28 protein-coding genes and 1 tRNA gene are annotated in these 26552 nt (G+C 66.9%); 14 read left to right on the top strand and 15 right to left on the bottom strand.

Annotated features, from left to right (window positions below):
- Window positions 1-9: 9 nt before the first annotated feature.
- Window positions 10-774, bottom strand: a complete 765-nt coding sequence (locus tag H681_RS15870) for a CPBP family intramembrane glutamic endopeptidase (RefSeq protein ID WP_015477894.1) — start codon at window positions 772-774, stop codon at window positions 10-12.
- A gap of 99 nt (window positions 775-873) precedes the next feature.
- Window positions 874-1044, bottom strand: coding sequence for a DUF2897 family protein (locus H681_RS25975; protein ID WP_015477893.1), 171 nt, complete (start codon window positions 1042-1044; stop codon window positions 874-876).
- 268 nt (window positions 1045-1312) lie between these two features.
- Here H681_RS25975 and pyrF point away from each other — a divergent pair, with 268 nt between their 5' ends.
- A complete protein-coding gene (pyrF, locus tag H681_RS15865) occupies window positions 1313-2011 on the top strand; it encodes an orotidine-5'-phosphate decarboxylase (RefSeq protein ID WP_015477892.1) in 699 nt (232 codons plus the stop codon).
- 147 nt (window positions 2012-2158) lie between these two features.
- On the opposite strand, the gene H681_RS15860 is transcribed toward pyrF, so the two are convergent.
- Window positions 2159-2605, bottom strand: a complete 447-nt coding sequence (locus H681_RS15860; RefSeq protein WP_015477891.1) for a multidrug/biocide efflux PACE transporter — start codon at window positions 2603-2605, stop codon at window positions 2159-2161.
- A 139-nt stretch (window positions 2606-2744) separates the two neighbouring features.
- On the opposite strand from H681_RS15860, the gene H681_RS15855 reads away from it, so the two are divergent.
- The 6 genes from H681_RS15855 (at window position 2745) to H681_RS15830 (ending at window position 9339) form a co-directional block, all read left to right on the top strand.
- Window positions 2745-3605, top strand: coding sequence for a LysR family transcriptional regulator (locus H681_RS15855; protein ID WP_015477890.1), 861 nt, complete (start codon window positions 2745-2747; stop codon window positions 3603-3605).
- A 112-nt stretch (window positions 3606-3717) separates the two neighbouring features.
- Window positions 3718-4635 carry an AAA family ATPase gene (locus H681_RS15850; RefSeq protein WP_015477889.1) on the top strand — a complete coding sequence of 306 codons (918 nt, stop codon included), beginning with the start codon at window positions 3718-3720 and terminating at the stop codon, window positions 4633-4635.
- Between the two features lie 9 nt (window positions 4636-4644).
- On the top strand, window positions 4645-5598 hold the full coding sequence (locus H681_RS15845) for a DUF58 domain-containing protein (protein WP_015477888.1): 954 nt from the start codon (window positions 4645-4647) through the stop codon (window positions 5596-5598).
- A complete protein-coding gene (locus tag H681_RS15840; protein ID WP_015477887.1) occupies window positions 5595-7583 on the top strand; it encodes a transglutaminase TgpA family protein in 1989 nt (662 codons plus the stop codon). Before H681_RS15845 ends, H681_RS15840 begins: the two co-directional genes overlap by 4 nt.
- A 75-nt stretch (window positions 7584-7658) precedes the next feature.
- Window positions 7659-8420 carry a CHAD domain-containing protein gene (locus H681_RS15835; protein WP_015477886.1) on the top strand — a complete coding sequence of 254 codons (762 nt, stop codon included), beginning with the start codon at window positions 7659-7661 and terminating at the stop codon, window positions 8418-8420.
- 118 nt (window positions 8421-8538) lie between these two features.
- Complete coding sequence (locus H681_RS15830; RefSeq protein ID WP_015477885.1) at window positions 8539-9339, top strand: acyl-CoA thioesterase; 801 nt, start codon at window positions 8539-8541, stop codon at window positions 9337-9339.
- Here the strand turns inward: H681_RS15830 and H681_RS15825 are convergent.
- The 5 genes from H681_RS15825 to H681_RS15805 form a co-directional block, all read right to left on the bottom strand.
- Complete coding sequence (locus tag H681_RS15825) at window positions 9336-10901, bottom strand: GGDEF domain-containing protein (protein ID WP_157883334.1); 1566 nt, start codon at window positions 10899-10901, stop codon at window positions 9336-9338. The two genes, H681_RS15830 and H681_RS15825, sit on opposite strands and share 4 nt — an antisense overlap.
- Before the next feature lie 5 nt (window positions 10902-10906).
- On the bottom strand, window positions 10907-11311 hold the full coding sequence (locus H681_RS15820; protein WP_015477883.1) for a hypothetical protein: 405 nt from the start codon (window positions 11309-11311) through the stop codon (window positions 10907-10909).
- A 180-nt stretch (window positions 11312-11491) separates the two neighbouring features.
- The gene (locus tag H681_RS15815) at window positions 11492-11851 is read right to left on the bottom strand and encodes an Mpo1-like protein (protein WP_015477882.1); all 360 of its coding nucleotides are present in this window, start codon (window positions 11849-11851) and stop codon (window positions 11492-11494) included.
- A gap of 113 nt (window positions 11852-11964) precedes the next feature.
- Complete coding sequence (locus H681_RS15810) at window positions 11965-13443, bottom strand: methyl-accepting chemotaxis protein (protein ID WP_015477881.1); 1479 nt, start codon at window positions 13441-13443, stop codon at window positions 11965-11967.
- Window positions 13444-13580: 137 nt separating this feature from the next.
- Window positions 13581-14381, bottom strand: a complete 801-nt coding sequence (locus H681_RS15805; RefSeq protein ID WP_015477880.1) for a TatD family hydrolase — start codon at window positions 14379-14381, stop codon at window positions 13581-13583.
- A gap of 226 nt (window positions 14382-14607) precedes the next feature.
- Between H681_RS15805 and H681_RS15800 the strand changes: the two genes are divergently transcribed.
- Together H681_RS15800 and H681_RS15795 are read left to right on the top strand one after the other, a co-directional pair.
- Window positions 14608-16032 carry a transglycosylase SLT domain-containing protein gene (locus H681_RS15800; protein ID WP_015477879.1) on the top strand — a complete coding sequence of 475 codons (1425 nt, stop codon included), beginning with the start codon at window positions 14608-14610 and terminating at the stop codon, window positions 16030-16032.
- A 117-nt stretch (window positions 16033-16149) separates the two neighbouring features.
- Entirely contained in the window at window positions 16150-16584 is a 435-nt protein-coding gene (locus H681_RS15795; RefSeq protein WP_015477878.1) for a DoxX family protein, read from the top strand.
- A 68-nt stretch (window positions 16585-16652) separates the two neighbouring features.
- On the opposite strand, the gene H681_RS15790 is transcribed toward H681_RS15795, so the two are convergent.
- Window positions 16653-17684, bottom strand: coding sequence for a YeiH family protein (locus tag H681_RS15790; protein WP_015477877.1), 1032 nt, complete (start codon window positions 17682-17684; stop codon window positions 16653-16655).
- A gap of 93 nt (window positions 17685-17777) precedes the next feature.
- Between H681_RS15790 and H681_RS15785 the strand changes: the two genes are divergently transcribed.
- Entirely contained in the window at window positions 17778-18662 is an 885-nt protein-coding gene (locus H681_RS15785; protein WP_015477876.1) for a LysR family transcriptional regulator, read from the top strand.
- Here the strand turns inward: H681_RS15785 and thpR are convergent.
- A complete protein-coding gene (gene thpR, locus H681_RS15780) occupies window positions 18648-19166 on the bottom strand; it encodes an RNA 2',3'-cyclic phosphodiesterase (RefSeq protein WP_015477875.1) in 519 nt (172 codons plus the stop codon). The two genes, H681_RS15785 and thpR, sit on opposite strands and share 15 nt — an antisense overlap.
- A gap of 193 nt (window positions 19167-19359) precedes the next feature.
- On the opposite strand from thpR, the gene H681_RS15775 reads away from it, so the two are divergent.
- Complete coding sequence (locus H681_RS15775; RefSeq protein ID WP_015477874.1) at window positions 19360-19680, top strand: hypothetical protein; 321 nt, start codon at window positions 19360-19362, stop codon at window positions 19678-19680.
- Between the two features lie 127 nt (window positions 19681-19807).
- Here H681_RS15775 and greB read toward each other — a convergent pair whose 3' ends face one another.
- From greB to H681_RS15760, 3 genes are read right to left on the bottom strand one after another with little or no spacing between them, the layout of a single operon-like run.
- Window positions 19808-20305 (bottom strand): transcription elongation factor GreB, encoded by a 498-nt coding sequence (gene greB / locus H681_RS15770; RefSeq protein ID WP_015477873.1) that lies wholly within the window; start codon window positions 20303-20305, stop codon window positions 19808-19810.
- Between the two features lie 41 nt (window positions 20306-20346).
- Window positions 20347-22848, bottom strand: coding sequence for an ABC transporter permease (locus H681_RS15765; RefSeq protein WP_015477872.1), 2502 nt, complete (start codon window positions 22846-22848; stop codon window positions 20347-20349).
- Window positions 22849-22861: 13 nt separating this feature from the next.
- Window positions 22862-23545, bottom strand: a complete 684-nt coding sequence (locus H681_RS15760; RefSeq protein ID WP_015477871.1) for an ABC transporter ATP-binding protein — start codon at window positions 23543-23545, stop codon at window positions 22862-22864.
- A gap of 10 nt (window positions 23546-23555) precedes the next feature.
- Here H681_RS15760 and H681_RS15755 point away from each other — a divergent pair, with 10 nt between their 5' ends.
- From H681_RS15755 to H681_RS15745, 3 genes are all read left to right on the top strand, one after another.
- Window positions 23556-24161 (top strand): arylesterase, encoded by a 606-nt coding sequence (locus H681_RS15755; RefSeq protein WP_015477870.1) that lies wholly within the window; start codon window positions 23556-23558, stop codon window positions 24159-24161.
- A 71-nt stretch (window positions 24162-24232) separates the two neighbouring features.
- The gene (locus H681_RS15750; protein WP_015477869.1) at window positions 24233-24511 is read left to right on the top strand and encodes a hypothetical protein; all 279 of its coding nucleotides are present in this window, start codon (window positions 24233-24235) and stop codon (window positions 24509-24511) included.
- Window positions 24512-24584: 73 nt separating this feature from the next.
- Entirely contained in the window at window positions 24585-25562 is a 978-nt protein-coding gene (locus H681_RS15745; protein ID WP_015477868.1) for a L,D-transpeptidase family protein, read from the top strand.
- A gap of 149 nt (window positions 25563-25711) precedes the next feature.
- On the opposite strand, the gene oprI is transcribed toward H681_RS15745, so the two are convergent.
- Window positions 25712-25963 carry an outer membrane lipoprotei OprI gene (gene oprI, locus H681_RS15740; protein WP_015477867.1) on the bottom strand — a complete coding sequence of 84 codons (252 nt, stop codon included), beginning with the start codon at window positions 25961-25963 and terminating at the stop codon, window positions 25712-25714.
- 398 nt (window positions 25964-26361) lie between these two features.
- Window positions 26362-26451, bottom strand: a tRNA-Ser gene (locus H681_RS15735).
- Window positions 26452-26552: the final 101 nt, after the last annotated feature.

Raw genomic sequence — 26552 nt, 5'->3', positions numbered from 1 at the left:
GGTGCGGGATCAGAGAATCCGCAACGGATAACTGAACAGCAACAGGTGCAGGCAGTTCACTGCCGCATGCAGCAGCACCGCCACCAGCAGGCGGCCGCTGAAGTGGAAGGCCAGGCCATACCCCAGCCCCGCGATGCCCGCGACCACCGCGAACAGCGGGTTGATCGGCCAGTGCAGCATGCCGAACAGCAGGCTCGACGCGGCCACGCCGAAGACGGCGCCGAAGCGTCGCACCAGTTCGCTTTGCAGCAGGCCGCGGAAGAAGGCTTCCTCGGTCAGCGCGATCACGCAGACGTTGACCAGCATCCACAGCCAGAAGCCCGGCGGCCATTTCGGGTTCCATACCACCAGCCCGCAGGCCACGGCCACCAGCGGTACGGCGAACAGGGTGGTGACGATGGCGATGGCGGCGAAGTCCGGCGAATGCTTTTCCTCCGGCATCGGTGCGCGGCGCAGCCACCAGGCGAGCAGCGTCACGCCGACCAGGGCCTTGTCCCAGGACAGGCGCAGGGCATAGACGGGGGCATCCGGGCTGAGCTGGCGCACCGGCCAGAGTGTCCATGAGGTGGTGCCGGGCAGCAGGTGCGCGGCCAGGGCGACGCTGGCCATCAGGCACGCCAGCCACCAGAGCAGGCGCGGCATGTAATGTTCGCCGTAGAGCGTCCAGGTGACGTAGACGGCGCCGATCAGCAACCCCACCGGCTGGACATAGCCCAGCGCGAATCCGCAGAGCAACAACACGATTGGCAGCAGCGGCAGGAGTTTCCTGAGCATTCTTTCCTCCATCCAGGAGGCGCAGTCTAGGCAATTTCCACTACGGCCTGCCATCGTTGACGTCAGTTTTTGGCTGATCAGTCAGTGACTTGCAAAGGTTCAGCGTTTCTCTTCGGCGTCCTTGGCGTCCATTTCGGCATTGCGCTCATGGATGCGCCTGAGTTGCTCCTCGGTGAGCGGGAGCTTCTTCGCCGTATCGCGCAGCAGCATCAGCGCCCCGACAATCGAGCCCAGGGCGAGGGCCATGATCAACCAGGCATACCAGGGCATGATCCCGTCTCCGACAGTGGCAGTGGCCTTTAACGATACGCCGCGAGGGCGGAGTTGTCAGGCGCGCACAGCCCGAGCCGAAGGTCGCGCGCCGCGCCTAGGGGGCGTGTGAGCAGCGCGAGCGGGAGAGGGGCGGCGGCCTGCTGGGATGCTCGCTCGCCTGTGCGAGCGCCTGAGCCGGCAGGGCATTCCTGCCGGGCGGGCTACGGAAGTCGGCGCGTTTCTGCGACAATACGCGCCGATTTTTTCGCAACCTCCGAGAGAGCCCATGTCCGCCTGCCAGTCCCCGATCATCGTCGCCCTGGATTTCCCCACCCGCGAAGCCGCGCTGGCGCTGGCTGACCAGCTCGATCCGAAGCTGTGCCGGGTGAAGGTGGGCAAGGAGCTGTTCACCAGTTGCGCCGCCGGTATCGTCGAGACCCTGAACAGCCGCGGCTTCGAAGTCTTCCTCGACCTGAAGTTCCACGATATCCCCAACACCACCGCGATGGCCGTGCGCGCTGCCGCCGAGATGGGCGTATGGATGGTCAACGTGCACTGTTCCGGCGGCCTGCGCATGATGAGTGCCTGCCGTGAGACCCTGGACGCTTTCAGTGGCCCGTCGCCGCTGCTGATCGGCGTGACCGTGCTGACCAGCATGGAGCGCGAGGACCTGGCCGGCATCGGCCTGGACGTCGAGCCCCAGGAGCAGGTGCTGCGCCTGGCTGCCCTGGCGCAGAAGGCCGGCATGGACGGCCTGGTGTGCTCCGCCCAGGAGGCGCCGGCACTCAAAGCCGCGCACCCGGCGCTGCAACTGGTCACCCCCGGCATCCGCCCGGCCGGCAGCGCCCAGGACGACCAGCGGCGCATCCTCACCCCGCGCCAGGCGCTGGACAACGGCTCCGACTACCTGGTGATCGGCCGCCCGATCAGCCAGGCCGCCGACCCGGCCAAGGCGCTGCGGGATATCGTCGCCAGCTTGGCCTGAATCTTTCTCCAGGCATGAAAAAGCCCGCGCATCAGCGCGGGCTTTTTCGTTTCTGGCGGCCCGCTTTTCGTAGGAGCGAGCTTGCTCGCGAACCGCCCCCGTAGCGAAGCCCGTTCGCGAGCAAGCTCGCTCCTACAACAACGGCAGTCAGCCGTTGGCCTGTGCCATCTGCGCCCGACCAACCCAGCGCTCGCGCACCACGTCGTACACCCAGTTGAAGACGATGGCGTAGGGCAGGAAGAACAGGATCAGGCCGATATCCAGGATGAAGGCTTCCAGCAGGCTCACCGACAGCCACCAGGCGGCCAGCGGCACCAGCAGGAAGATCAGCCCCAGTTCGAACAGCGAGGCGTGCAGCACGCGCACTGGCAGGGTGCGGGTGAAGCCCATGCGCTGCTGGGCACGGTCGAAGCCGACGTTGAACAGCATGTTCCACAGGGTGGCGATGGCCGAGAACATCAGGGTCATGGCGCCCATGTGGCCCAAGGGACGGTCCATCAGCCAGGCCAGGGTCGGCGCACAGATGGCGACCGCCAGCAGTTCGAAAAGGACGGCATGGAACATCCGCTCTTTCAGGGTTTTGTTCGGGCTCATGGGATTCTCCAGTAAACAATTCTCTAGACAGCGATTCTCTAGATAGCGACAGGGCCGACTCCGCCCGCATTATCATCGGTCGACCGGCTGGATATAAGTTGGATACCATCGGTTAAACCGATGGAAGAGGGCGCCACCGATGCAATACTCCCCCGAATCCCTGCAGGCCTTCGCCGAGGCGGCCTGCCTCGGCTCCTTCAGCGCCGCCGCGCGCAAACTGGGCAAGAGCCAGTCCACCGTCAGCGAAGCCATCGCCCGCCTGGAGATCGACCTGGGCCTGCCCCTGTTCGACCGTGGCACCCGCCAACCACAACTGACCGAGGCCGGCTACGCGCTGCTCGGGCGGGTGGAGGAGGTGCTGATGGCCAACGACCGTCTCGGCCAGCTCGCCCAGCAGCTCGCCGGCGGGCTGGAGTCGCGGGTGACGCTGGCGATGTCCGATACCTACCCCTCGGCGCAGTTCGAGGCGCGGCTGGCGGAGATCGATGCGCGCTACCCGGACCTGGAGTTCGAATGGCTGATCGCCGAGCACGGCGATGTGCTCGACCTGGTCGTCCAGGGGCGCGCCAGCCTGGGCCTGCTAGCGGCGCAGCGGGAGTATCCGCCGGACATCGGCTCGGCCACCCTGAGCGAACAGGCCGAGTTCGGCCTGTTCGTCAGCCGCGACCATCCGCTAGCCAGCCGTGAGCGAGTGGAGCAGGAGGACCTGCTGGCCTTCCGCGCCCTGCGCCTGAATACCTACCTGGACGATGCCGCGCCCTCGCTCGGCGGACGCTGCTGGAGCGCGCCGAACTACCTGCTGTTGCTGGACATGGCCGTGCTGGGTTTCGGCTGGATCGAATTGCCCCGTTGGATGGTGGGACGTTTCGCCAGCGGCCGTATGCATGAGCTGAAGGTCGCCGGTTGGCCGCGGCGGGTGGCGGTGGACGTGATCTGGTCGCGGCAGCGTCCGACCGGGCCGGCGGCCAGTTGGCTGGTGGAGCGGCTGCTGGGGCGCTAGCGTCAGTGGAAGCAAGCGCTGGGTCACAGGAATCGGGACGAAATGTGTCCGGACCTATGACGGCTGGCGCGGGGCCAGTAGGATCGGAGTTTTCCTATAGCGAGAGGTCAGGATGCGCGCCAAGTTGGAGAGCTGTCTGAAGGCGGTGGATCAGGTTCTGCTGGGCAAGGAGGTGCAGGTGCGCCTGGCCCTGACCTGTCTGTTGGCGCGCGGCCATCTGCTGATCGAAGACCTTCCCGGCATGGGCAAGACCACCTTGAGCCATGCCCTGGCGCGGGTGCTGGGGCTGAGCTTCCAGCGCATCCAGTTCACCTCCGATCTGCTGCCCGGCGATGTGCTGGGGACCTCGGTGTTCGACCGGGACACCGGGCAGTTCGTCTTCCATCCGGGGCCGATCTTCGCCGAACTGGTGCTGGCCGACGAGATCAACCGCGCCACCCCCAAGAGCCAGAGCGCGCTGCTGGAAGCGATGGAGGAGGGCCAGGTGACCATCGAGGGCGCGACCCGTCCGCTGCCCGAGCCGTTCTTCGTCATCGCCACGCAGAACCCGGTGACCCAGGGCGGCACCTTTGCCTTGCCGGAGTCCCAGTTGGATCGCTTCCTCATGCGCCTGTCGCTGGGCTACCCCGGCCGCGCGGCGGAGAAGGCGCTGTTGCTGGGCGAGGCGCGCCGTGACCTGCTGCCGCGCCTGGAGCCGATGCTCGACCCGAAGGAGCTGCTGGCGCTGCAGGGCGAGGTGCTGGAGGTGCGCGCCAGCGACGCGCTGGTGGATTACGTGCTGCGCCTGGTCGAGGCCACCCGCAGCCAGCCGGCGTTCGCTCTCGGCCTGTCGCCGCGCGGCAGCCTGGGACTGCTCGCCGCCGCGCGCGCCTGGGCGCTGCTGGCCGGTCGCGATTATGCGATCCCCGAGGATGTGCAGGCGGTGTTGCCGTCGGTGGCGGGGCACCGTCTGCGCGACCAGGCCGACCCCACCGGGCACGGCGGCGGCGCGCTGGTGCAGTGGTTGCTGCGCGAAGTACCGGCGCTCTGAGGGCTCGCCATGCTGGTCAAGGTCAGGCCGTTGTGGCAGAGCTGGATCGCCCGGCGGATTCCGCCGTCGCCGACGCTGCAACTCAACCAGCGGCGCATTTTCATCGTCCCCACCCGCCAGGGCGCGGCCTTCGGCGTTGCGCTGACACTGATGCTGCTGACGGCGATCAACTACCAGAACAGCCTGGCCTACGGGCTGACCTTCCTGCTGCTGTCGCTGTTCATCGTCGCCATCCTGCACACCTACCGGAACCTGGGCGGCCTGCGCCTGACCGCACTGGGCGCGACGCCGGTATTCGTTGGCGAGCAGGTGGGCTTTGGTGTGCGGCTGGACGCGGAAGGGCGTGCACGCCAGGCCATCGGAATCGGCTGGACGGCGGAGCAGTTGCACTTCGCCGACGTGCCGGCCGAGGGCGCCGAGGCGCTGCGGCTGGACGTACCGGCGCAGCGGCGCGGCTGGCTGCGCCCGGGGCGCCTGCGGGTGGAGAGCCGTTTTCCGCTCGGTCTGCTGGTGGCCTGGAGCTGGCTGGATCTGGATCAGGCCGGCCTGGTCTACCCGAACCCGCTCGCCAGCGACCTGCCGCTGGACAGCGGTGCGGCGGCCGCTGACGAGGACGGCGTGCGACCCAGCGGCCGGGGCGTCGATGACTTCCAGGGATTGCGTGCCTACCAGCCCGGCGATTCGCGTCGGCGCCTGCACTGGAAGGCCTATTCCCGCGGCCAGGGGCTGCTGGTGAAGGATTTCTCCGCGTTGGCCGGACGCAATCTCTGGCTGGACTTCACGTTGCTCGGCGGCGATCTCGAGGGCCGCCTGTCGCGCCTGTGCTACTGGGTGCTGCAACTGTCGCTGCGCCAGCAGCCGTTCGGCTTGCGCCTGCCGGGCGTGCAACTGCCGGTCGCCACCGGCGACGCGCATCGCGAGGCCTGCCTGCGGGCGCTGGCGCTGTTCGGGGAGCGTCCATGAGCACGGCGCAGTCCATTCCCCGGGTGGCGCTGACCTGGTTGCTGGTGGCCCAGGCGGTGGTGATCCTCCCGCACCTGGGGCACCTGCCGCTGTGGATCGTCGGCCTCTGGCTGGGCTGCGCGTTCTGGCGCATCCAGGTGTTCCGCATGCGCGCCAACTATCCCAGTGGCCTGGCCAAGCTGGCGCTGGTGGGGGCCGCCGGGCTGGGCGTGTGGTTGTCGCGTGGCTCGCTGATCGGCCTGGACGCCGGCGTGGTGCTGCTGATCGCCGCCTTCGTCATCAAGCTGGTGGAGCTCAAGACCCGACGCGACGCCTGGGTGCTGATCCTGCTGGGGTTCTTCGCGGTGGTGACCAGCTACCTGTTCCAGGATGACATCCTCGCCGCCGCCTTCAGCGTGTTGCCAGTGGCGGCGCTGCTGGCGGCACTGATCGGCCTGCAGCAGAGCAACTTCGCCGCCCGTCCCGGCTCGACCCTGCGCCTGGCCGGCGGCCTGCTGCTGCAGGCGTTGCCGCTGATGCTCCTGTTGTTCGTGCTGTTCCCGCGCCTGGGGCCGCTGTGGTCGCTGCCGATGCCGGGCAGCAAGGCCAGCACGGGCCTGAGCGACTCGATGATGCCGGGCGACATGGTGGAACTCAGCCAGTCGCCCGAGCTGGCGTTCCGCGTCCGTTTCGAGGGGACGCCGCCGCCGCGCTCGCAGCTGTACTGGCGGGCGCTGACCCTGGAGAACTTCGACGGCGAGCGTTGGACCCAGGCCGGCCAGAACCCCGGGGCGCCGCCCCCGCAGTGGCAGCGACAGGGCGCGGCGCTGGAGTACCAGGTGGTCATGGAGCCGAGCGGGCACCGCTGGCTGTTCGTGCTCGACGTGGCACAGAACGAGCTGAACGATGCCCGGCTGATGCGCGATTTTCGCCTCCAGCGCCGTTCTCCGGTGCGCCAGAGCCTGCTCTACAACGCGACATCGTGGCCGGGCGCGCTGCTCGAACCCACGGACAACCGCCGCGCCCTCCGCCTCAACCTGAACCTGCCGGCCGCCGGCAACCCGCGTGCGCGGGCCTGGGCGCGGGCGTTGCACGAGCAGTACCGGCAACCTCGGGAACTGGTGCAGGCCATGCTGCGGCACTTCCGCGAACAGCCCTTCGCCTACACGCTCAAGCCGCCGGCGACCGGACCGCAGCGGATCGACGGCTTCCTCTTCGACACCCGCGCCGGTTTCTGCGAGCACTACGCCGGCGCCATGACCTTCGTCCTGCGCGCGGCGGGAATCCCCGCGCGGGTGGTGACGGGCTACCAGGGCGGCGAACTGAACCCGGCCGGCAACTACCTGCTGGTGCACCAGTTCGACGCCCATGCCTGGGTGGAGTACTGGCAGGCGGGCAGAGGCTGGACGCGGGTCGATCCAACCGGGGCGGTGTCGCCCGAGCGTATCGAGCAGGGCCTGGAGCAGGCGATGAGCGACGAGGGCAGTTTCCTCGCCGGCGATCCGTTCTCGCCGCTGCGTTACCGGGGCTTCAGCCTGCTCAACGGCCTGCGCCTGACCTGGGACCAGGTCAACTACGGTTGGCAGCGCTGGGTACTGGGCTATCAGGGCGAGCAGCAGGGCGACCTGATCCGCCGCTGGTTCGGCTCGCCCGACAGCCCCTGGCTGGCGCTGTTGACGGTGGGCGGCGGAGCCTCGCTGCTTGCCGCGCTGGCATTGTGGCTGTTCAAGCCCTGGCGGCGTCGGCGAGATGTCCAGCTGCGCAGTTTCGAGCGCTTCGAGCAGTTGCTGACGCCGCACGGCCTGCGCCGTGACGCGGGGGAGGGGCATCGCGAGTTCAGTGGCCGGGCGATGCGCGCGCTGCCCGCGCAGGCGGAGGCGATCCGCGCCTACAGCGAGGCGTTCGAGGCGCAGCGCTATGGCGGCGGCGCAGCCGATCCTTCGGTGCTGCGCGCGCACCTGGCGCGGTTGCGGCGCGAATTGCCGTGGCGCTGGCGCCGGCGTTGAGGCATGACGCCGGTCACTTGCCGGCGGCCGCACGCCAACTAACCTGATAGCTCATCCCACTGTGCGGAGCCTGCCGTGTCCTCCTTCAGCGACTATCTGGTGACTCATCTGATCGAGCAGGAGGTCGCGCTGTTTTCCGCCTCCGCCCGTCTGAGCGCCGGCTCCGACCCCGAAGCCCTGCATGACCTGCGCATCGCCGTGCGGCGCTTGCGCAGCCTGCTGCACCCGGTGCGCGGGATGCCGGGCATCGATGAGCTGGAAGAGTCGCTGGGCGACGTGGGCCGGCTGAGCGGGCCGCTGCGCGACCTGGAGGTGCTGTTGCCGGTCCTGCAGGCCGAAGGCTACGAGCAGGCTGCGGCGCTACGCCGTCCGGCCTTGCTGTCGGGCTACATCGCGCTGCTCGCCAGTCCGCAGTGGGATCGCCTGCTGATGCGCCTGGATGGCTGGCCGCAATTGTGGCGCACGGCGCAACGCCATGCCGTGCTGGGCGGCCTGCACGGCAAGGTGCGCAAGCGCCTGGCCAAGGAGTGGCAGAAGCTGCGGCTGGCGCTGAAGGACCCCGCGCACGACCGTCACCGCCTGCGCCTGCTGATCAAGCGGGTGCGCTATTCGCTGGAGGCCTATCCCGAGGAGTCGGCGGTGCCGCAGCGCCTGCTCGTACCGCTGAAGAATGCCCAGACGGCCCTGGGCGATTGGCACGACTACGAGCAGTGGCTGATCCGCAGCGAGCGCGAGCTGGACCTGATGCCGCTGCAGCCACACTGGAGTGCCCTCCACGACCTCGCCGAGCGCGATGCCGACGACAGCCTCGAGGTCCTGCAGAAAGCCCTGGGCTGACACCATAGAAGGCGTTGATGACGCGTCATTTTTTCTGGAGCGAACAGCGCTTTGGAGAGTGTGCGCATGCCGGCCTTCGGCCTAAGATCGCTGCCCGAACCCACACTGGAAGCGATCCATGACTTTCACCGAAATGCTTCAGGCGGTGCGTGCCGCACCGCGTTCCGTGGTGATCCCGACGACCTGGGCGCAGGGCCGGGCGAGCTTCGGCGGGCTGGTGGCCGCGGCGGCCTACGAGGCGATGCGCGCGGTGACCCAGGCGGGGCGGCCGGTCCGCTCGCTGGCGATCACTTTCGTCGGCCCGGTCGAGGTGGAAACACCGGTGAGCTTCGAGGCCGAGGCGTTGCGCGAGGGCAAGTCGGTGAGCCAGGTGTTCTGCCGCGCGGTGCAGAACGGCCAGGTGGTGGCGCTGGTACAGGGCAGTTTCGGCGAGTCGCGCAGCTCCAGCGTCGAGGTGGAGAACCTGCCGGCGCCCGGCTTCCAGGAGCCCGAGCATTGCCAGGAACTGCCGTTCATCCGCAAGCTGATGCCGGCCTTCACCCAGCACATCGCCATGCGCTGGGCGCGTGGGCACATGCCGTTCTCCTCCAGCCGCGAGGTCGAAATGGGCGGCTGGATGCGTTTTCGCGGTGACGGCGTGGGCGCTGCGTCGATGGAGGTGTCGCACCTGCTGGCGCTGATCGACGCCTGGCCGCCGGCGACGCTGCCGCACCTCAAGAGCCCGGCGCCGTCCAGTTCGCTGACCTGGACCATCGAGTTCATCCAGCCACAGCCGGACATGCCCGTCGACGGCTGGTGCCAGTACCGGGCGACCATCGAACACGCACGCGATGGCTATGGCCACATCGCCGCGCATTGCTGGGCGTCCGACGGCCGTCTGCTGGCGATCAGCCGGCAGACGGCGACCATCTTCGGCTAGCCCGGCGCCCGCTCGGTGCGGTTACGGCCGCTGGCCTTGGCGCGATAGAGGGCGCGGTCGGCGCGGGCCAGCAGGTCCTCCAGGCGCACCTCGCCGGGGAGGCGCTCGGCCACGCCGATGCTCAGGGTCAGGCGCAGCTCGCTGCCGTCCTGGTCATTGAAGGACAGTGCCTGCACGGCGCGGCGCAGCCGTTCGGCGACCTGCAGTGCCTGTTGCGGATCGGTTTCCGGGAGGATCGCAGCGAACTCCTCGCCGCCCAGCCGGCCGAGCAGATCGATCTCGCGCAGGCCGTGGTTCAACTCCCTGGCCACGGCCTTGAGCACCGTGTCGCCGAAGGCATGGCCGTGGTTGTCGTTGATCCGCTTGAAGTGGTCGATGTCGAACATCAGCGCCGAGCATTGGCGCTGATAGCGCTGGGCGGCTTTGAGCAGGCTGACGCCGCGTTTGACGAAGGCGTGGCGATTCTGCAGGCCGGTCAGCGGATCGGTGCTGGCGAGCAGGCGCAGTTCCTGTTCCAGCGCCTTGCGCTGCTGGATGTCGAAGCTCCACACCAGGGACGCGGGTTGCCCTTCGACGTTCAACTGGCGTGCCCAGACCACCGCCCAGTACGGCGGATCGCCGGCCAGCCGGGTTTCCCAGCCATCCAGCCGACCGAGCTCGCCGAGCGCCTGGCGGAAGCGGCTTTCTTCATCGGGGTCGTCGAACAGGCGGGCGAGGTTGAAGCTGTCGTCGTCCGCGCCGGTGCGTTGCAGCAGGCTCGGGCTGACGTAATGGGCGTGGCTGTCGTGGTCGTTGAGCAGCGCCACGTCGCTGGGGCTGGTGTCGAGGATGTAGCGCAGCAGCGCCTTGCGTTCGCTCAGTTCCTGGGTGCGCTGCTCCACGCGCTTTTCCAGGGACTGGTTGAGGTCGTTCAGGCGTTGGGTGAGCCGCCGCTTGCGCCGCGAGTTGGCGATGACCCGCCGGATCAGCAACACGCAGCACAGGCCCAGGCCGACGAGTACCCAGGCGAGCAGGATGAAGGCGTGCTGCAGGTCCTGGCGCTCCTCGTCGAGCTGGTTGGTCAGGGCGATGTGGGTGGCGACGATGAGGTCGTGGGTGGGTTTGAGCAGCGCTGGCAGCCGGCCGAGCATCTCCTGGGCGATCGTCCGTGCCGCTGCGGGCTGGCCCCAGGGCGCGCGTCCGGCCCAGTCCGCGCTGAGCCGGTCGAGCTGCTCCAGCGTTTCGCGGGTTTCCGGCCGTGGTTCGGCAAGATGGCTGAAGACCGTTGAGGTCCGCAGTGGCGCCAGCAGGCTGACCAGGACTTCGATGCGGGTGGCCAGGGCGTCGCTGTCGCTGCGGCCATCCAGCACGGCCTGGGCAGTGTCCAGCGAGCGCTCCAGTTCGGCGCGCACCTGATACGCCTGCCACAGCTCGCCGTGCGCGTTGGGATGCGCCAATTGGCGGGCATGCTGGTTGACCAGCAGCAGGGCGGCGCAGGCGCCCAGGGCGAGCCCCGCGATCAGCACGCAGAGCACGATGAAGGTCAAGCGGCGCCAGCGACGCCCGGAAGGCTGAGGGGGCAAGGCGATCACTCCAGGGTAATGCGGTTGACCTGCCAGACGGTCCGGTTGAAATAAAGCTGGGTGCGCAACTCGGGGTGGCGTACCAGCGGATAGATGATGAACAGCGGGCCGCGCTCGCTGATGCCGATGTAACGGTCATCGCGGCGATAGGCGAGGATCGGCTCGTAGGCGTTCAGGTCGCTCAGGGGGATCAGCGCGGAGTAGTCGTTCAGGGCGTCGATGCGCAGGCGTTGGGATGTCTCAAGATGGGCCTCATCGAACAGCAGGCTCAGGGGAACGCCCTGCCAGTGGGAGATGTGGCTTTCCTCCGGGAGCATGGCGGCATAGGTGCGGTGGGACAGACGCTCCAGCGCCGGCAGGGACAGGTGCCTGGTCGCCTCGGGGTGGCTGGCGATTTCCAGTGTGAGCACCTTACGTTCGGCGGGGCGGGGAGTGTGCTGGCTCGCCGATACCTGGCTGCCAATAATCAGGCAGACTGAAAAGCCAAAAAAATGACGAAAAACCGACATCTCGACAGCTCGTGACGTAATTTCGACGATTATATCGGCGAATGCCCGGCTGTCTTGAATGGCCGAAATGCCGCGCCCCCGTCAGCGCCTGCGATTTCGCCAGGCGCGCCACCAGGCGCCGCTGAGCACGAAGCGGGGGAAGGTGATGAATTGCTCGGCGAGCAGCCGGCCGATGGCGTCCTGGCGATTCGCGAAAGGCTCCGGCGGCTGTTCCTCGAGCTTATGCCCGCGCCCCTGGATCGCCAGCGAAGCGACGATACCGATCACGCCCAGGGCGACGCCGCTCAGGTGCAGGCGCAGCAGTCCGCTGACCAGGATCACGCTGGCGAGGATGAACAGCGGCACGGCGAGGATGTGCAGCGCCAGGTTGGTGGGGTTGCGGTGGTTGGCGGCATAGCCCCGCCATTGCCAGGCGAGCAGGTTGGGATGACGTTTGGCCATGAGCACGCTCCTGTACGAAGACGGACCCGCCGCGGGCGGCGGGTACCTGTTCGAAGTCTAGGTCCAGGCTGGGAAGCGGCGCCAATCGGCGCTGGCTATGCGGTCGATAGGGATTACAGGCGCAGTTGGCGGATCGCGCGGCTGAGTTCGCCGGCGAGGTCCGCCAGTTGATGGCTGGTGCCGGCCGAATCCACGGTCTGCTGCACGGTGAGCTCGGTGACGTCGCGGATGCCGACCACCGAGCGGGTCATCTCCTCGGCGACCTGGCTCTGCTGTTCGGCGGCCACGGCGATCTGCGTGTTGCTCTCGCGCATCAGCGCCACGGCCGAAGCGATGGCTGCCAGGGCCTCGCCGGCCTCGCGGGCTTCCTCGACGCAACCGTCGGCCTTGATCGAGCTTTCCTGCATGAACTCCACGGCGTCGCGGGTGCCGGATTGCAGGGCGTTGATCATCTGGGTGATCTCGTCGGTGGAGTCCTGCACGCGCTTGGCGAGGTTGCGCACCTCGTCGGCGACCACGGCGAAGCCGCGGCCCATCTCGCCGGCGCGGGCGGCCTCGATGGCGGCATTGAGGGCAAGCAGGTTGGTCTGTTCGGCGATGCCGTGGATCACGCTGACCACGCTGCTGATCTTGTGGCTGTCCTGGGCCAGTTGCTGGATCATCTCGGCGGTCTGCTGCACGCCCTGGGACAGCCCGGCGATGGACTGGCCGACGCGACCGACCACTTGCTGGCCGTTGCCGGCGAGGCGGTCGGCTTCCTGCGACTGGTCACGGGTGTCGGCGGCGTGCTGGGCGATGTGGTGCACGGTGGTGGACATCTCGTTGATGGCGGTGGCGGCCTGGTCGGTCTCGCTCTGCTGGCCGAGCATGCCCTGGCGCACCTGGCCCATGCTGGCAGCGAGGCTGCGAGCGCCTTCGTCGAGGCGGCCGGCGGCCTGGGCGACGGTACTGACGACCCTCTGGTAGCCCGCCTGCATGGCATTGAAGGCGGTGGCCATCTGACCGACTTCGTCGCGGCTTTCCAGCGGCACGCGGGCGGAGAGGTCGCCGCTCTTTTCCACGTGCAGCATCACGTCGCGCAGGGTCAGCAGGTGGGTCAGGATGAAGCGGATCAGCAACTGCGAGGCGGCGAGCAGTGCGAGCATCAGCACCAGCACGGCGACCGCGTAGGCCGGCGCGCGGTCCTCGAATACGCTCCAGAGGCTGGCGCCGGGTGCCAGCACGGCGACGCGCTGGCCGTCGTTCAGGTTCTGGACGTAGGCGCCGGCCAGCGGGCCGAGGCGGCTTTCGGCGCCTTGCAGGTCGACCCAGCCGTTGGCGCGGGCGAGGGCGGAGGCGTCCAGGCCGGGAACCTGCGGTGCGCTACCGGCGGCGAAGCCCACCAGCGTTGCGCTGCCGGGCAGCGGCGTGGCGGCAGGCCAGTCCTGCAGCAGACGAGCCTGGGCTTCGGCGCCCTGGCGCGCCTGCTGGTTACGGGCATCGAGCTCCTGGTGCATGGCGAACAGCACCAGCAGCAGGGTGGTGAAAAAGGTGACCGCGTTTACGGCCCAGAATTTGTATTTGAGGGAAATGTCGCGGATCCAGGCGGCCATGATGGTCTTCTTGTCGGTCGAATGGTGGCAATGCGCCGCCATTGTCGTGAAAAGGATGAAGGCTGGCTACTGATGGGGATCAAGCCACCTTCCACACCGGGGTTAACGGCCGCTGGGCGGTAATCTTGAGAGCGGCATCACACCTTTGGAAGATCGAAGAAGCGTCGTGCGCAATCGGTGGTGTGGGCGGCCACCTGCTCGGGGCTTTCGCCGCGATGCTGGGCCACGCAGGCCAGCACTTCCGGCAGGTAGGCCGGTTCGTTGCGGCCGTGCTTGGGCTTGGGCCGCAGCGTGCGCGGCATGAGATAGGGCGCATCGCTTTCCAGCATCAGCCGGCCAGCGGGGATTTCCCTGACCAGCTCCTGCAGGTGGGTGCCGCGGCGTTCGTCGCAGATCCAGCCGGTGATGCCGATGTGCAGGTCCAGGTCGAGGTAGCGGTAGAGCGCGCGGCGCTCGCCGGTGAAGCAATGCACCACGGCGGCGGGCAACGTGTCGCGGAAATCCTTGAGGATCGCCAGCAGGCGTTCGGCGGCGTCGCGTTCATGGATGAACACGGGCTTCTGCAACTCGACGGCCAGCGCCAGTTGTTCCTCGAAGGTTTTCTCTTGTTGCGGACGTGGCGAAAAGTCGCGATTGAAGTCCAGTCCGCACTCGCCGACGGCGCGCACCCGGTCTTCCTTCAACAGGCCGCGCAGGGTGCGGGCGCTGTCGTCGTTCCAGTGGCTGGCCTCGTGCGGGTGGACGCCCGCGGTGCAGTAAAGGCGCTGGTTTTCGTCCAGTCGCCGGCACAGCTCCAGGGCTTGCTCGCTGTCGTCCAGGCTGGTGCCGGTGATCACCAGTTGGGCGACTCCGGCGTCGAACGCGCGGGCGAGGAGAGCTTCACGTTCCGGCGCAAAGCTCGGGTGCGTGAGGTTGACGCCGATGTCGATCAGTTGCATGGTGCTTCCCTTGGTTCGGGCGAGCAGCATAGCAGAACCTCTGTTTTTCCATAAAAACCTTTGAAAACAGATAGTTGAAGCCACTTCTGAAAGTGCTTCCGGAATTTCGGGTTGGCATACGGCCCTTGCTATGAGACCCTCGCGCGCCCTCGGCGGCCGGGAACTTGTGGCCAACGCCGCGCTCTGATTGGGCCGGTGCCGTGTGCAACCCCCCCTGGAGAGCTGGATGACGCGACTGTTGCTGCTGATGCTGTGCCTGGTGGCCCTGATGCCACTGCCGGCGACTGCACGCCTGACGACCCAGCCAGAAAACTGGGAGCAGGATAGTGGTAGCAGCCATGATCTTGCCTCCATCCGTTCCGGTGGCGTTCTCCGCGTCCTGGTCAACCAGAGTCGCAACAGCTCCGGGGAGATCAAGGGCGAGCCCATCGGCATTGAATATCGCCGCCTGCGCGCCTTCGAGCAGTACCTGAACGACTCGGCCGCGGGCCGCAAACCGCTCACCATCAAATTCATTCCCAAGGCCAAGGATCAACTGCTCGGCGCGCTGCAGCGTGGCGAGGGCGATCTGGTCGCCCCCGGCGAGATCCTGCTGGCCCGCGATGGGCAGAATGTCAGCGCCAGCCTGCCGTGGAAGCAGGACGTACCGCTGGTGCTGGTGACCAAGCAGGGCAACCGCCGCTTCGTACGGCTGGAGCAGCTCGCCGGCCGCACCATCACCCTGCCGGCCGGCAGCGCGGCCGGGGAGGCCATACAGCGGGTCAACGAGCGTCTGGCCCAGCGCCGGATGGCGCCGCTGGTGCTGGAATGGACCGACTCCTCGCTGGCTGTGGAAGACGTGCTGGAGATGGTCCAGGCCGGTATCTTCAACTACACCGTGGTCGAGCAGCCCATCGCCGAGCGCTGGGCCAAGGTCTTCACCAAGCTGCGCGTCGACCGGCACCTGGTGCTGGACAACACCGAAAGCATGACCTGGTACGTGCGCCGCGATGCGCCGATGCTGCGCGCCAGCGTCAACGGCTTCCTCAAGGAATACCGTCCGCCGGCGGACCAGGACAGCGCCTTCCGGCGTCTCTATCGGCGCGCCTACCAGGTGCGCAACCCGCTGGTGGCCACCGATCGCAAGCGTCTGGAAGCGGTGCGCCCGACCCTGCAACGCTACGCCGAGCAGAACAAGGTCGACTGGCTGGCCCTGGCCGCGGTGGCGTTCAAGGAATCCAACCTCAATGCCAGCGCGCGCGGGGCCGGTGGCGCGACCGGCCTGATGCAGATCACCCCGGCGGCGGCGCGTGCCGTGGGAGTGGGCTCCGTGCACCAGAAGGAAAGCAATGTGCAGGCCGCCAGCCGCTATGTGGCGATGCTGCGCAAGCGCTTCTTCTCCAGTCCGCGGATCAACGAGCGCGATCGCATGGCCTTCGTGCTGGCGGCGTACAACGCCGGTCCCGAGCGGATCCAGAGCCTGCGCGCGGAGGCGCGGCGGCAAGGGCTCGACCCGAACCGCTGGTTCTTCCAGGTCGAGCGGGTGGCGGCCGAGCAGCTGGGCATGGGCGTGGTGAACTATGTCAGCAGCGTCAACAAGTACTATCTTGCATATCAGCGTGAACGTGATGGCCTGGAGCCACGGGAGAGCGTGGCAACGATCAAAAAATGATTGATTATTTCGATTGATTAAAGGGAATTTTTGCGCTTTTTGTATCGAGATAATTGTCTATATTGATCCCCAAGCAACCACGGTTGCGGCCCACTCCCTTCTGCACAAGGACTCACCATGAACCCGCTGATCAAATCCATCCTGTCCACCAACGCCGGCGCAGGCATCGCTGTCCTGCGCATCACCACTGGCCTGACCTTCATGGCACACGGCTCGCAGAAGCTCTTCGGCGCCTTCGGCGGCCCGGGGCTGCAGGGCATGGCGGGATGGCTGGAGTCCCTGGGTGTGACCCCGGGCTACCTGATGGCTGTCCTGGCCGGCAGTGCGGAGTTCTTCGGTGGCCTTGCGCTGGTGCTGGGGCTGCTGGTGCGCCTGGCGAGCATTCCGCTGATCGTCGCCATGCTGGTGGCCGTGTTCAGCGTGCACCTGGTCAATGGCTTCTTCATCACCGCCAACGGTTTCGAATATGCCTTCACTCTGATCATGATCAGCGTCGCGTTGCTGATCAGCGGCGCCGGTCCGTTCTCCCTGGATCGCAAGCTGTCCAGCTGATCGCCGCTGGGAAATGCAAAAAAAGGGCGGACACCGATGGTGTCCGCCCTTTTTCCTTGCTCGCCGGATCAGTGGAAGAGGTACTGCACGCCGCCATTGATCAGGCCGCCGCCGACCAGCAGGAAGACGAACAGTCCAGCACCCAGCAACAGCGGCTTGGGTCCTTCCTTGCGCAGGTCGCCCAGGCGGGTCGCCAGTCCCAGGGCGGCCATCGCCATGCCCAGCATCACGTCGTCCATCTGTTGCAGCGGCGCCAGCCAGCTGTGCGGAACCCAGCCCAGCGAACGTAGCCCGGTGACCAGCAGGAAGGCCACGGCGAAACCGGGAACGTGCAGCTTGCGGCGTTGGCCCGGCTCGGCGACTTCGCTGCTGCCGATGCGGCCAAGGATCAGCAGCGCCGGGGCCAGCAGCAGGACGCGCAGCATCTTGCTGATCAGCGCCGCGTCGGCGGCGGCCGGGTCCATAGCCCGTCCGGCGGCGACCACCTGGGCGACTTCATGGATGGTCGAGCCGCTGAACACGCCGAAGGCCTGATCGCTGCCGAACAGGTTGGGCAGCGCGGCATAGATCATCGGGTGCAACAGCATCGCCAGGGTGCCGAACAGCACCACGGTGGCCACGGCGACGGCGGTGTGCTCGGCGCGCGCCTTGAGCACCGGGCTGCTCGCCATCACCGCCGCGGCACCGCAGATGGCGCTGCCGGCGCCGATCAGCAGGGCGCTTTCGCGCGGCAGCTTGAGCCAGCGCTCGCCGATCCACCAGGCGACGGTCAGGGTGCTGGCGACCATCAGCACGTCGATGATCAGGACGGCCGGGCCGAGGGCGGCGATGTCCTGGAAGGTCAGGCGCAGGCCATAGAGCACGACGCCCAGACGCAGCAGTTGTTGGCGGGACAGGTCCACGCCGGGACGAATGCCGCCGAAGCGGGCGAGCCCGAGATTGCCCGCCAGCAGGCCGATCAGGATGGCCAGGGTCAGGCTGCCGAGGCCCAGGTGTTGCAGTGCGGGAATTTCCATCAGTTGGCGCGAGCCGAAAGCGATGGCGAGGCAGAGCAGGGCGCCGGGCAGGTAGTAGGGCAGGCGGCGTAGGGCGGCGTTCATGAAGGGCTCCTTGTGTAAGGTGTCGTCATGGTGCCGTGGCGCCACTTAGTGTAAAAACGGATTGTTCTTATTGAGTTGAACGGTTTTATCGATATGGCTCCTCGCATCACCCTTCGCCAGTTGGCGACCTTCACCGCGATTGCCGAACTGGGCAATGTCACCCAGGCGGCCACGCGCATCGCGCTCTCGCAGTCGGCGGCAAGCCAGGCGTTGCAGGAACTGGAACGGGCGCTGGGGACACGTCTGTTCGATCGCAGTGGCAAGCGCCTGGCGCTGAACGACAACGGTCGCGCCTTCTATCCGAAGGCCAGCGCGTTGCTGGCCCAGGGCGAGGAGCTGGAGAACCTGTTCGGGGTCGCGCCGGTGCAGCTCAGCCTGGGGGCGAGCCGCAGCATCGGCGGCTACCTGTTGCCACAAGTGATGGCGGGCTTTCTCGCTGAGTTGCCGGACAGCCGGCTGCAATTGCAGGTGGCCAACAGCCGCGATGTGATCGAGGCGCTGGCCGAGTTTCGTCTGGACGTGGCCTTCATCGAGGCGCCGATCCAGCATCCGCAGATCCAGCTCACGCCCTGGACCGACGATGAGCTGCTGCTGGTGGCCGCGCCGGACCATCCGCTGGCGCTGGCGCGGCAGGTCAGCCTGGAGGACCTGGCGGCGGCACGCTGGGTCTTGCGCGAGTCCGGATCGGGCACCCGCGTCACGTTCGAGCAGCAGGTGCTGCCGCGCCTGGGTAGCCTGAACGCGCCGCTGGAAATCAGCAACGCCGAGGCGATCAAGCATCTGGTGGGCCGTGGGGCGGGGATCACCTGCCTGTCGCAGCGCGTGGTCCACGCGGAGCTGGCGCGGGGAGAGCTGGTGCGCCTGGACAATCCACTGGGGCCGCTGCGGCGCACCTTCTTCCGCGCGTTGCACATCGATAAATTCCCCACGGCGGCGTTGCGTCGCTTCCTCGACTACGCGCAGTCAGGGGTGGTCTAGCGGCCATTCGCCGAGAGGGCGATAGCGCACGCCCGTCGGGCTGTTTTCCGAGCTGTACAGGGTGATCGCGCGGGCCGGCCATTCGAAGGACGGTTGCGCGGGCGGCAGGGTGTGGACGTGGCGCGCCAGGGTCAGGTGTGGATGGAACGGCCGCTGCTCGACCTCGAAGGCATTGGCCTGCAGCGCTTCGCGCAGGGCCTGCGCCAGCTCGTGGAGTTCGTCGGGCACCGTGCTTGGCGCCAGGTGCAGGATGCCGTTCCGCCAGCGGGCCAGGCGGTCCAGTTGCAGGGTGAACGCGCGGCGCGGCAGGCTCGCGCCGATGGCCAGCAGGTCCGCCTTGCGGCCGCGGGGGATGGCGCCGAGGAAGGCCAGGGTCAGGTGCAGATTGGCCTGCGCGACGCCCTGGCCATCCAGGTGCAGGCCGGTGCGCCAGGTGCAGATCGCTTCCGCCAGCTCCGGTGGACAGGGCAGGGCGAAGAACAGCCGCAGCGGGGGTGTGCTCATTGTGTTTCCCTCGACAGAAGTCGCCTTGACAGTATCGCCGGGGCTTATCTAGGATGCCGAACAGCGCCGATTTAAGTAGCAACTTGCGGGGCGCGGATGCGGCGAAGCCGACATCGAAATACCGCTAAAGCGCTGGTTTCGGTGTGCCTCTCGCCGCGTCCAGCAGGACTCAAGAGGCGGAAGACTAGAGACCATGACCTGCCCCAACCCGCATGTGCGCCTGGCCCCCATCACCACCAGCCTGGTGCGTCGCAACCCGAAGATCCTCCTGGGCGGCAATCACCAGCCCACTCTCGTTCGTTATCTCGATGGCTGGCCCAAGCGCTGGAACGGTTCGCGTACGTTCCTGGTCCAGTTCGCCGAAACCGTCGCCGACATCGCCCGTTTCCCATCCGACCGCTTCGACTTCGCCGTGGTCCAGGCGCCCAGTGCCGGGCAGTTGGAGTCCACGGTTCGCGAACTCACCCGTGTCGCCCGGCAGGGGCTGATCACCCGGCGGCCGCAGCCGTTCTGATCCCGGTTTATTCCTGTAGAAGCGAGCTTGCTCGCGAACGGGCTCACCGGTAGCGCCGGAGCCGAGGCGGGTTCGCGAGCAAGCTCGCTCCTGCAAGGGCATATCCCTTCATCGTGCCGATGATGGTTCAGGGATACTCGATTTCGATCACGAACCACATCTTTTCACCGGCCGGGCTGCGCACCATCACCTCGGCGTCCAGCTCCTTGCCCACCAGGGCGCGGGCGAGTGGCGAGTCGATGCTGATGTGATTGTTGCGCAGGTCGAGTTCGTCCGGGCCGACGATGCGATAGCGTGCCTGCTCCCCGTCCTCGTCCTCCAGTGTGACCCAGGCACCGAAGTAGACCTTGTTCGGGTCGGCCGGACGCTCGCTCACCACCTTGCAGTTCTCCAGGCGCTTGCGCAGGAAGCGCACGCGGCTGTCGATCTCCCGCAGCATCTTCTTGCCATAGGTGTACTCGGCGTTCTCCGAACGATCACCCTGGGCCGCCGCCTCGCTGACCGACTGGGTCACTTGCGGACGGCGCACGTTCCACAGCTCGTGCAGCTCGGCGCGCAGGCGCGCTTCGCCTTCGGGGGTGATCAGCGGGGTACCGGCGGGGCGGGGAGGGCGATAACGGCTCATGGCTTCCGAGGTGACAGGAATGATGACCGGAGTCTACCCGATCAGCCTTCGCGCAGCAGGCGCAACGGGCTCACGCTCAACGCCCGCCGCGTGCCGAGCAGCCCGGCGCCGCCCACCAGCAGTGCGCCCAGCACGGGCAGTGCGAGCAGCCAGGGATGCGGGCTCCACGGCAGCTCGAAGACCATCCGGTAGAGCAGGTAGCTGATCAGTTCGCAGCCCAGCGCCGCGAGCAGTCCGCTGACCGCCCCGAGCAGGGCGAACTCGCTGCGCCGGGTGCGCATCAGCAGTTGGCGTTCCGCGCCCAGGGCGCGGAGCAGGGCACCCTGGCGCAGGCGTTCGTCGAGGGTGGCCTGCAGGCCGGCGAAGAGCACCACGAAGCCGGCGGCGAGGACGAACACCAGCACGTACTCCACCGCCAGCGTCACCTGGTCGAGGATGCTGCGCAACTGTGCGAGCAACGCATCCACCGGCAGCAGCGTGACGGTGGGGAAGGCGCGCGCCAGTTCGATCAGGTCGCGCTCCTGGCTGATCGGCAGGTAGAAGCTGGTCAGGTAGGTTACCGGCAGGTCGGTGAGGGTGCCGGGTTCGAAGACCATGAAGAAGTTCGGCTGGAAGTTGTCCCATTTCACCGAGCGCAGGCTGCGCACCTGTGCCTCGCGGGTCTGGCCGGCAACGCTGAAGCTCAGGCGGTCGCCGACGTTCAGGCCGAGGTTGCCGGCGAGTTTTTCCTCCACCGATACACCGGGGAGCCCGTTGTTCTCGCCCGCCTGCCACCACTGCCCGGCGACGATCTGATTGCCCGCCGGCAGGCGCGCCGACCAGGTCAGCCCGAGATCGCGCTGCAGGGCGCGTTCGCTGCGGACGTCCTCGTTCAGCGCATGGACCGGCTGGCCATTCACCGCCACCAGGCGGCCGGGCACCATCGGGTAGAGGTCTTCGGCATTGGGCGAGAGTTTCTTCACCCGCTGCTCGAAGCTGTCCTTCTCGGCGGGCAGGATGTTCAGCGCGAAGTGATTGGGTGCGTTCGCCGGCAGTTGTGCGTGCCAGGTGTCCAGCAGCTCGCCGCGCAGCAGCGCGATGAGCGCCATCGCCAGCAGGATCAGGCCGAAGGCCAGGCTCTGTCCGGCGGCCGCCAGCGGGTGGCGCAGCAGTTGGCCGAGGCCGAGGCGCCAGGACAGGCTGGCGCCCTGCAGCGCGCTGCGAAGTCCGCGCAGGGCGAGCAGCATGATGAAGCCGAGGATCACCGCGGCGATGGCGCCGCCGCCGAGCAGGGCGAGGGTGAGCTTCAGGTCCAGGCTCAGGCGCCACATGATCAGGCCCAGGGCGAGCAGCGCGCAGGCATAGGCCATCCAGGTACGCATGGGCACGGGCAGCAGGTCGCTGCGCAGTACCCGCAGCGGCGGCACGCGGCCGAGGGCGGCCAGCGGCGGCAGGGCGAAGCCGACGAGGGCGACGAAGCCGGTGGCCATGCCGGCCAGTGCGGGGAAGATTCCGGCTTCGGGGATCTGCGGCGGCAGCAGGTTGCCCAGCAGGTGCATCAGGCCAAGCTGGGCGAGCCAGCCGAGGAAGGCGCCGCAGAGGCTGGCGAGCAGTCCCAGCGTGAACAGTTGCGTGCCGTACAGCAGCAGGGCTTCCCGGTGCGACAGACCGAGGCAGCGCAGCAGCGCGCTGGCGTCGAAGCGGCGGGTGGCGAAGCGGTTGGCCGACAGCGCCACGGCGACGCCTGCGAGCAGCACGGCGGCGAGGCTGGCGAGGTTCAGGTAGCGTTCGGCGCGACCCAGGGCGTCGCCGATCTGCCGGTTGCCGTGGTGGGCGTCCTGCAGTTGCTGGTTGGCGGCGAGGCTGTTCTTCGCCGCCTGGCGATAAGCCTGCAGCGCCTCGGGCGGGCCGCCCCAGAGGTCGCGGTAGCGCACGCGGCTGCCGGGCTGCACCACGCCGGTGGCATCCAGGTCCCGCAGGTTCATCAGCACCCGTGGCGTCAGGCTGTAGAAGTCGCCGGCGCGATCCGGCTCGTAGGTCAGCACGCGAGCGATGCGCAGGGGCGTGCGGCCGATGTCGACACTGTCGCCGACCTTCAGCTCGAGGCTTGCCAGCAGTCGCGATTCGACCCAGATTTCCCCCGGCTGCGGGCGGCCGCCTTCGATCTCGGGCTGCAGGGGTTCCGGCGCGCTCTTGAGTTCGCCGCGCAAGGGGTAGCTGTCGCCCACCGCCTTGACGCTGCTGAGCTGGATGCCCTGGTCGGTGGCCACCACGCTGGAAAACTCGACGCTGCGTGCGTGCTGCAGGCCGAGCCTGAGGCCGCTGTCGACCTGCTCGCCGGTGGCGGGCCGGGTGCCGCTGAGCACCAGGTCGGCGCCGAGAAATTCGGCGGCGCGCACCAGCATCGCGGCGTTCAGCCTGGCGCTGAAGTAGCCGATGGCGGAGCTGGCCGCCACGGCGACCAGCAGGGCGAAGAACAACACCCGCAACTCGCCGCTGCGCCCTTCGCGCCACAGTTGGCGCAGGGCGAGGCGGAACAGGTTGGGCAGCGACAGTGACTTCATCGGCTCTCGTCCGTCAGGGTTCGGCGTGGTCGATCAGGTGGCCGCTTTCCAGGCGGATCAGGCGTTGGCAGCGATGGGCCAGGCGTTCGTCGTGGGTCACCAGCACCAGGGTGGTGCCACGCTCGCGGTTGAGCTCGAACAGCAGGTCGCTGATGCGCTCGCCGGTGGTGGTGTCGAGGTTGCCGGTGGGTTCGTCGGCGAACAGCACGTCCGGCTCGGCGGCAAAGGCGCGGGCGATGGCGACTCGTTGCTGCTCGCCGCCGGAGAGCTGGCGGGGGTAGTGGGTCAGGCGCTGGCCGAGGCCGACGCGCTCCAGTAGCTCGCGAGCGCGTTGCCGGGCGTCCGCCCGGCCGTCGAGCTCCAGCGGCAGCATGACGTTTTCCAGAGCGTTGAGGCTGTCGAGCAGTTGGAACGACTGGAATACGAAGCCGACATGGGCGGCACGGACGCGCGCGCGCTGGTCTTCATCCAGGCTGCCCAGCGAATGGCCGAGCAGGAGGATGTCGCCGCCCGACGGCAAGTCCAGCCCGGCGAGCAGGCCCAGGAGGGTGGACTTGCCCGAGCCCGAGCTGCCGACGATGGCCAGGCTGTCGCCGCGGGAAAGATCGAGGGAGAGGTCGTGGAGGATGGTCAGCTTGCCTTCCGCGCTGGAAACAACCTTGCTAAGGTTCCGCGCGGTGAGAATGCGTTCGCTCATGGAGAATCCGATGCGTGCATGGCTAATGGGCGGCTGCCTGGCGTTGCTTCTGATTGCGCAGCAGGCCGCGGCGCAGACGCTGTTGATCGTCGGCGATAGTATCAGCGCCGGTTTGGGGCTGGATACCAGCCAGGGGTGGGTGAGCCTGCTGGACAAGCGCCTGAAGGCGCAGGGTTTCGACTACCGGGTGGTCAATGCCTCGATCAGCGGTGACACCAGCGCGGGTGGCCTCGCGCGCCTGCCGGCGCTGCTTTCGGAGCAAAAGCCCGCGCTGGTGGTGATCGAGCTGGGTGGCAATGACGGGCTGCGCGGAATGGCCCCGGCGCAATTGCAACAGAATCTTAGCGACATGGTTCAGCAGTCGCGGAAGGCGGGGGCCAAGGTGCTGTTGCTGGGCATGAAGCTGCCGCCGAACTACGGCCCGCGCTACACCGATGCCTTCGCCCGGGTGTTCGAGAGCGTGGCCCGGGAGCAGCAGATCGCGCTGGTGCCGTTCTTCCTCGACGGGGTCGGCGGCGTGCCGTCGATGATGCAGGCGGACGGAATCCATCCGGCCACCGTCGCGCAACCTAAACTGCTCGACAACGTCTGGCCGACGCTCAAGCCATTGCTCTGAGAAACCGCAGTATCAAGGCTTCCCCGCGAACGGCCTTTCGGCTATGTTTGCGCACCCTTCTGGAACCCCCTATGCCGCGCCCCGCCTGGACCCACTTCGCCTACCAGTTGATCGAACCCGACGAGCAACTGGATCTGTTCGCCTGCCGCGAGGTCCGGGTGCACCTCGTTGCGCGTCAACTGGAGCTGGGGACGCCGGCCGACCGCACGCTCTGCGGCAGCCTGCTGCCGGCCCAGCCGCTCTGGCGCGGACTTGAGAAGCCGCTGCTGCGCGACCGGCGCATCTGCAGCGCCTGCCTGAAACAACTGGAACAGGAAAAGCGCGGCGCGCGGACCTCCTGGCTCGTCTGATATCTCCCAGTGACGTGGTTCGCAATGGTAAACTGTTACCCCTTTGCCCATTGCCCTTGTCAAGGATTCCCGGATGTTGTCGCGCGTTATTGCCGCCTGCTCGCTGTCCTTAGCCGCGCTGCTCTCGGCCGGCCCCGTTTCCGCCATTGAATTGCCATTGCCGGCTCAGGGCGACGATATCGTCGGCCAGGTCCAGGTGATCAAGGCCAAGTACGAAGACACTTTTGCCGACCTCGGCGAGAAGTACGGCCTCGGCTACTCCGAAATGCTGGCTGCCAACCCGGGCGTCGATGCCTGGCTGCCGGGCGTGGGCACCGAAGTCATCATTCCGACCCGCTTCATCCTCCCGGCGGGGCCGCGCGAAGGCGTGGTGATCAACCTGGCCGAGTACCGCCTGTACTATTTCCCCAAGGACAAGAACGTCGTCTACACCTACGCCCTGGGTATCGGTCGCGAGGGTTGGGGTTCGCCGGTCGGCAGTACCAGCGTGATCGCCAAGACCAAGGACCCGGCCTGGTATCCGCCGGCTTCGATTCGTGCCGAGCACGCTGCCGATGGCGATCCGCTGCCGTCCGTGGTGCCGCCGGGGCCGGACAATCCGCTGGGTCCGTACAAGATGAGCCTGGGCTTCCACGGTTACCTGATCCACGGCTCGAACAAGAAGTTCGGTATCGGTACCCGTACCAGTCACGGCTGCTTCCGTATGTACAACTGGGACGTGACCCAGTTGTTCTCGATGATTCCGGTGGGCACCAAGGTGCGCATCATCAACGAGCCCTACAAGTTCGGCCGCAGCGAAGGCAAGATCTATCTCGAGGCCCATGCGCCGATCGACGACAACGGCAATCCGTCGGTGGTCGACAAGCACACTGCGGTGATCAATGCGCTGCTCAAGCGTGAAGACATCGCCAGTCAGATGCAGATGGACTGGAACGTGGTCCGTGAAGTGGTGGCTGCCGAAGATGGCCTGCCGGTCGCCATTGCCCAGCCGCAAGCGGAGGGCGCTCCGGTGGCGGCCACTGTCGATCAGGACGCCATGTCGCTGCAGTAACTCGTACTGCTATGAAAGAGCCCGCTTCGAGCGGGCTTTTTCTTGCCCGTCATTTCCCGTGGGCATGCTTTCTGTCGGCGCAAGAGAAATCGCAGGCATAAAAAAACCGACCCCGAGGGGTCGGTTTTTCGAACAGATCCGAAGATCTATTACTTGCGGCTGGCTTTGTCCAGCATACGCAGGGCGCGCTCGTTAGCCTCGTCAGCGGTCTGCTGGGCTTTCTGAGCGGCGGCCAGAGCTTCGTCAGCCTTGCGATAGGCTTCGTCAGCACGGGCTTGAGCGCGAGCAGCAGCGTCTTCAGTAGCAGTCAGACGAGCTTCGGTTTCTTTGGAGTTGCTGCTGCAACCGGTGGCCAGAACAGCGGCCAGAGCCAGAGCAGAGAATTTCAGAACGTTGTTCATCGTGTTCCCCTTAAGGTGGACATTTCCATTAAAAGCAATCTCCCAGGACTGGGAAATTAGCCGGACTACATAGTACCCATTACTTGTAGTAAGTAAACTGACCGGACGCAAGTACGGCACTTTTTTTTCATGTTAGGACGGTCTTTGCAGTTGCCCGAGGCGGATTTGGGCAAAAACTGTCCAATCTGGCAAAGGAGTGTTTCCAATGGGTGTCAGCAGGGAGGATAGCCTGTTTCCGGTGGTGGGGAACCAAGCTGTCAGATGATTGTCACTAATCATCGAGCAACTGTTTAATCGCCGTAATGAGTTGTCCGAGTGACAACTTGCAGGGCGTGAAGAAAGTGTGATGGCATAACGAAAAAGCCCGGCTAATTGCTTAGCCGGGCTTTTTCATGATCTGGCGGTGAGGGAGGGATTCGAACCCTCGATACGATTTCTCGTATACACACTTTCCAGGCGTGCTCCTTCAACCGCTCGGACACCTCACCAGATTTCTCGACAGCGCTGTGTCTGTCGAGGCGCGCACTTTACTCAAAGGTTTGTCCGAACGCAAATGTTTTTTGCATGCTTTTTTCAACGGATTCATCGG

The organism is Pseudomonas sp. ATCC 13867 (genome assembly GCF_000349845.1).
In the GTDB taxonomy this organism is placed as follows: domain Bacteria; phylum Pseudomonadota; class Gammaproteobacteria; order Pseudomonadales; family Pseudomonadaceae; genus Pseudomonas.
Note: the sequence above shows the minus strand (reverse complement) of the source record. Positions and strands in the feature narration are given on the sequence as shown.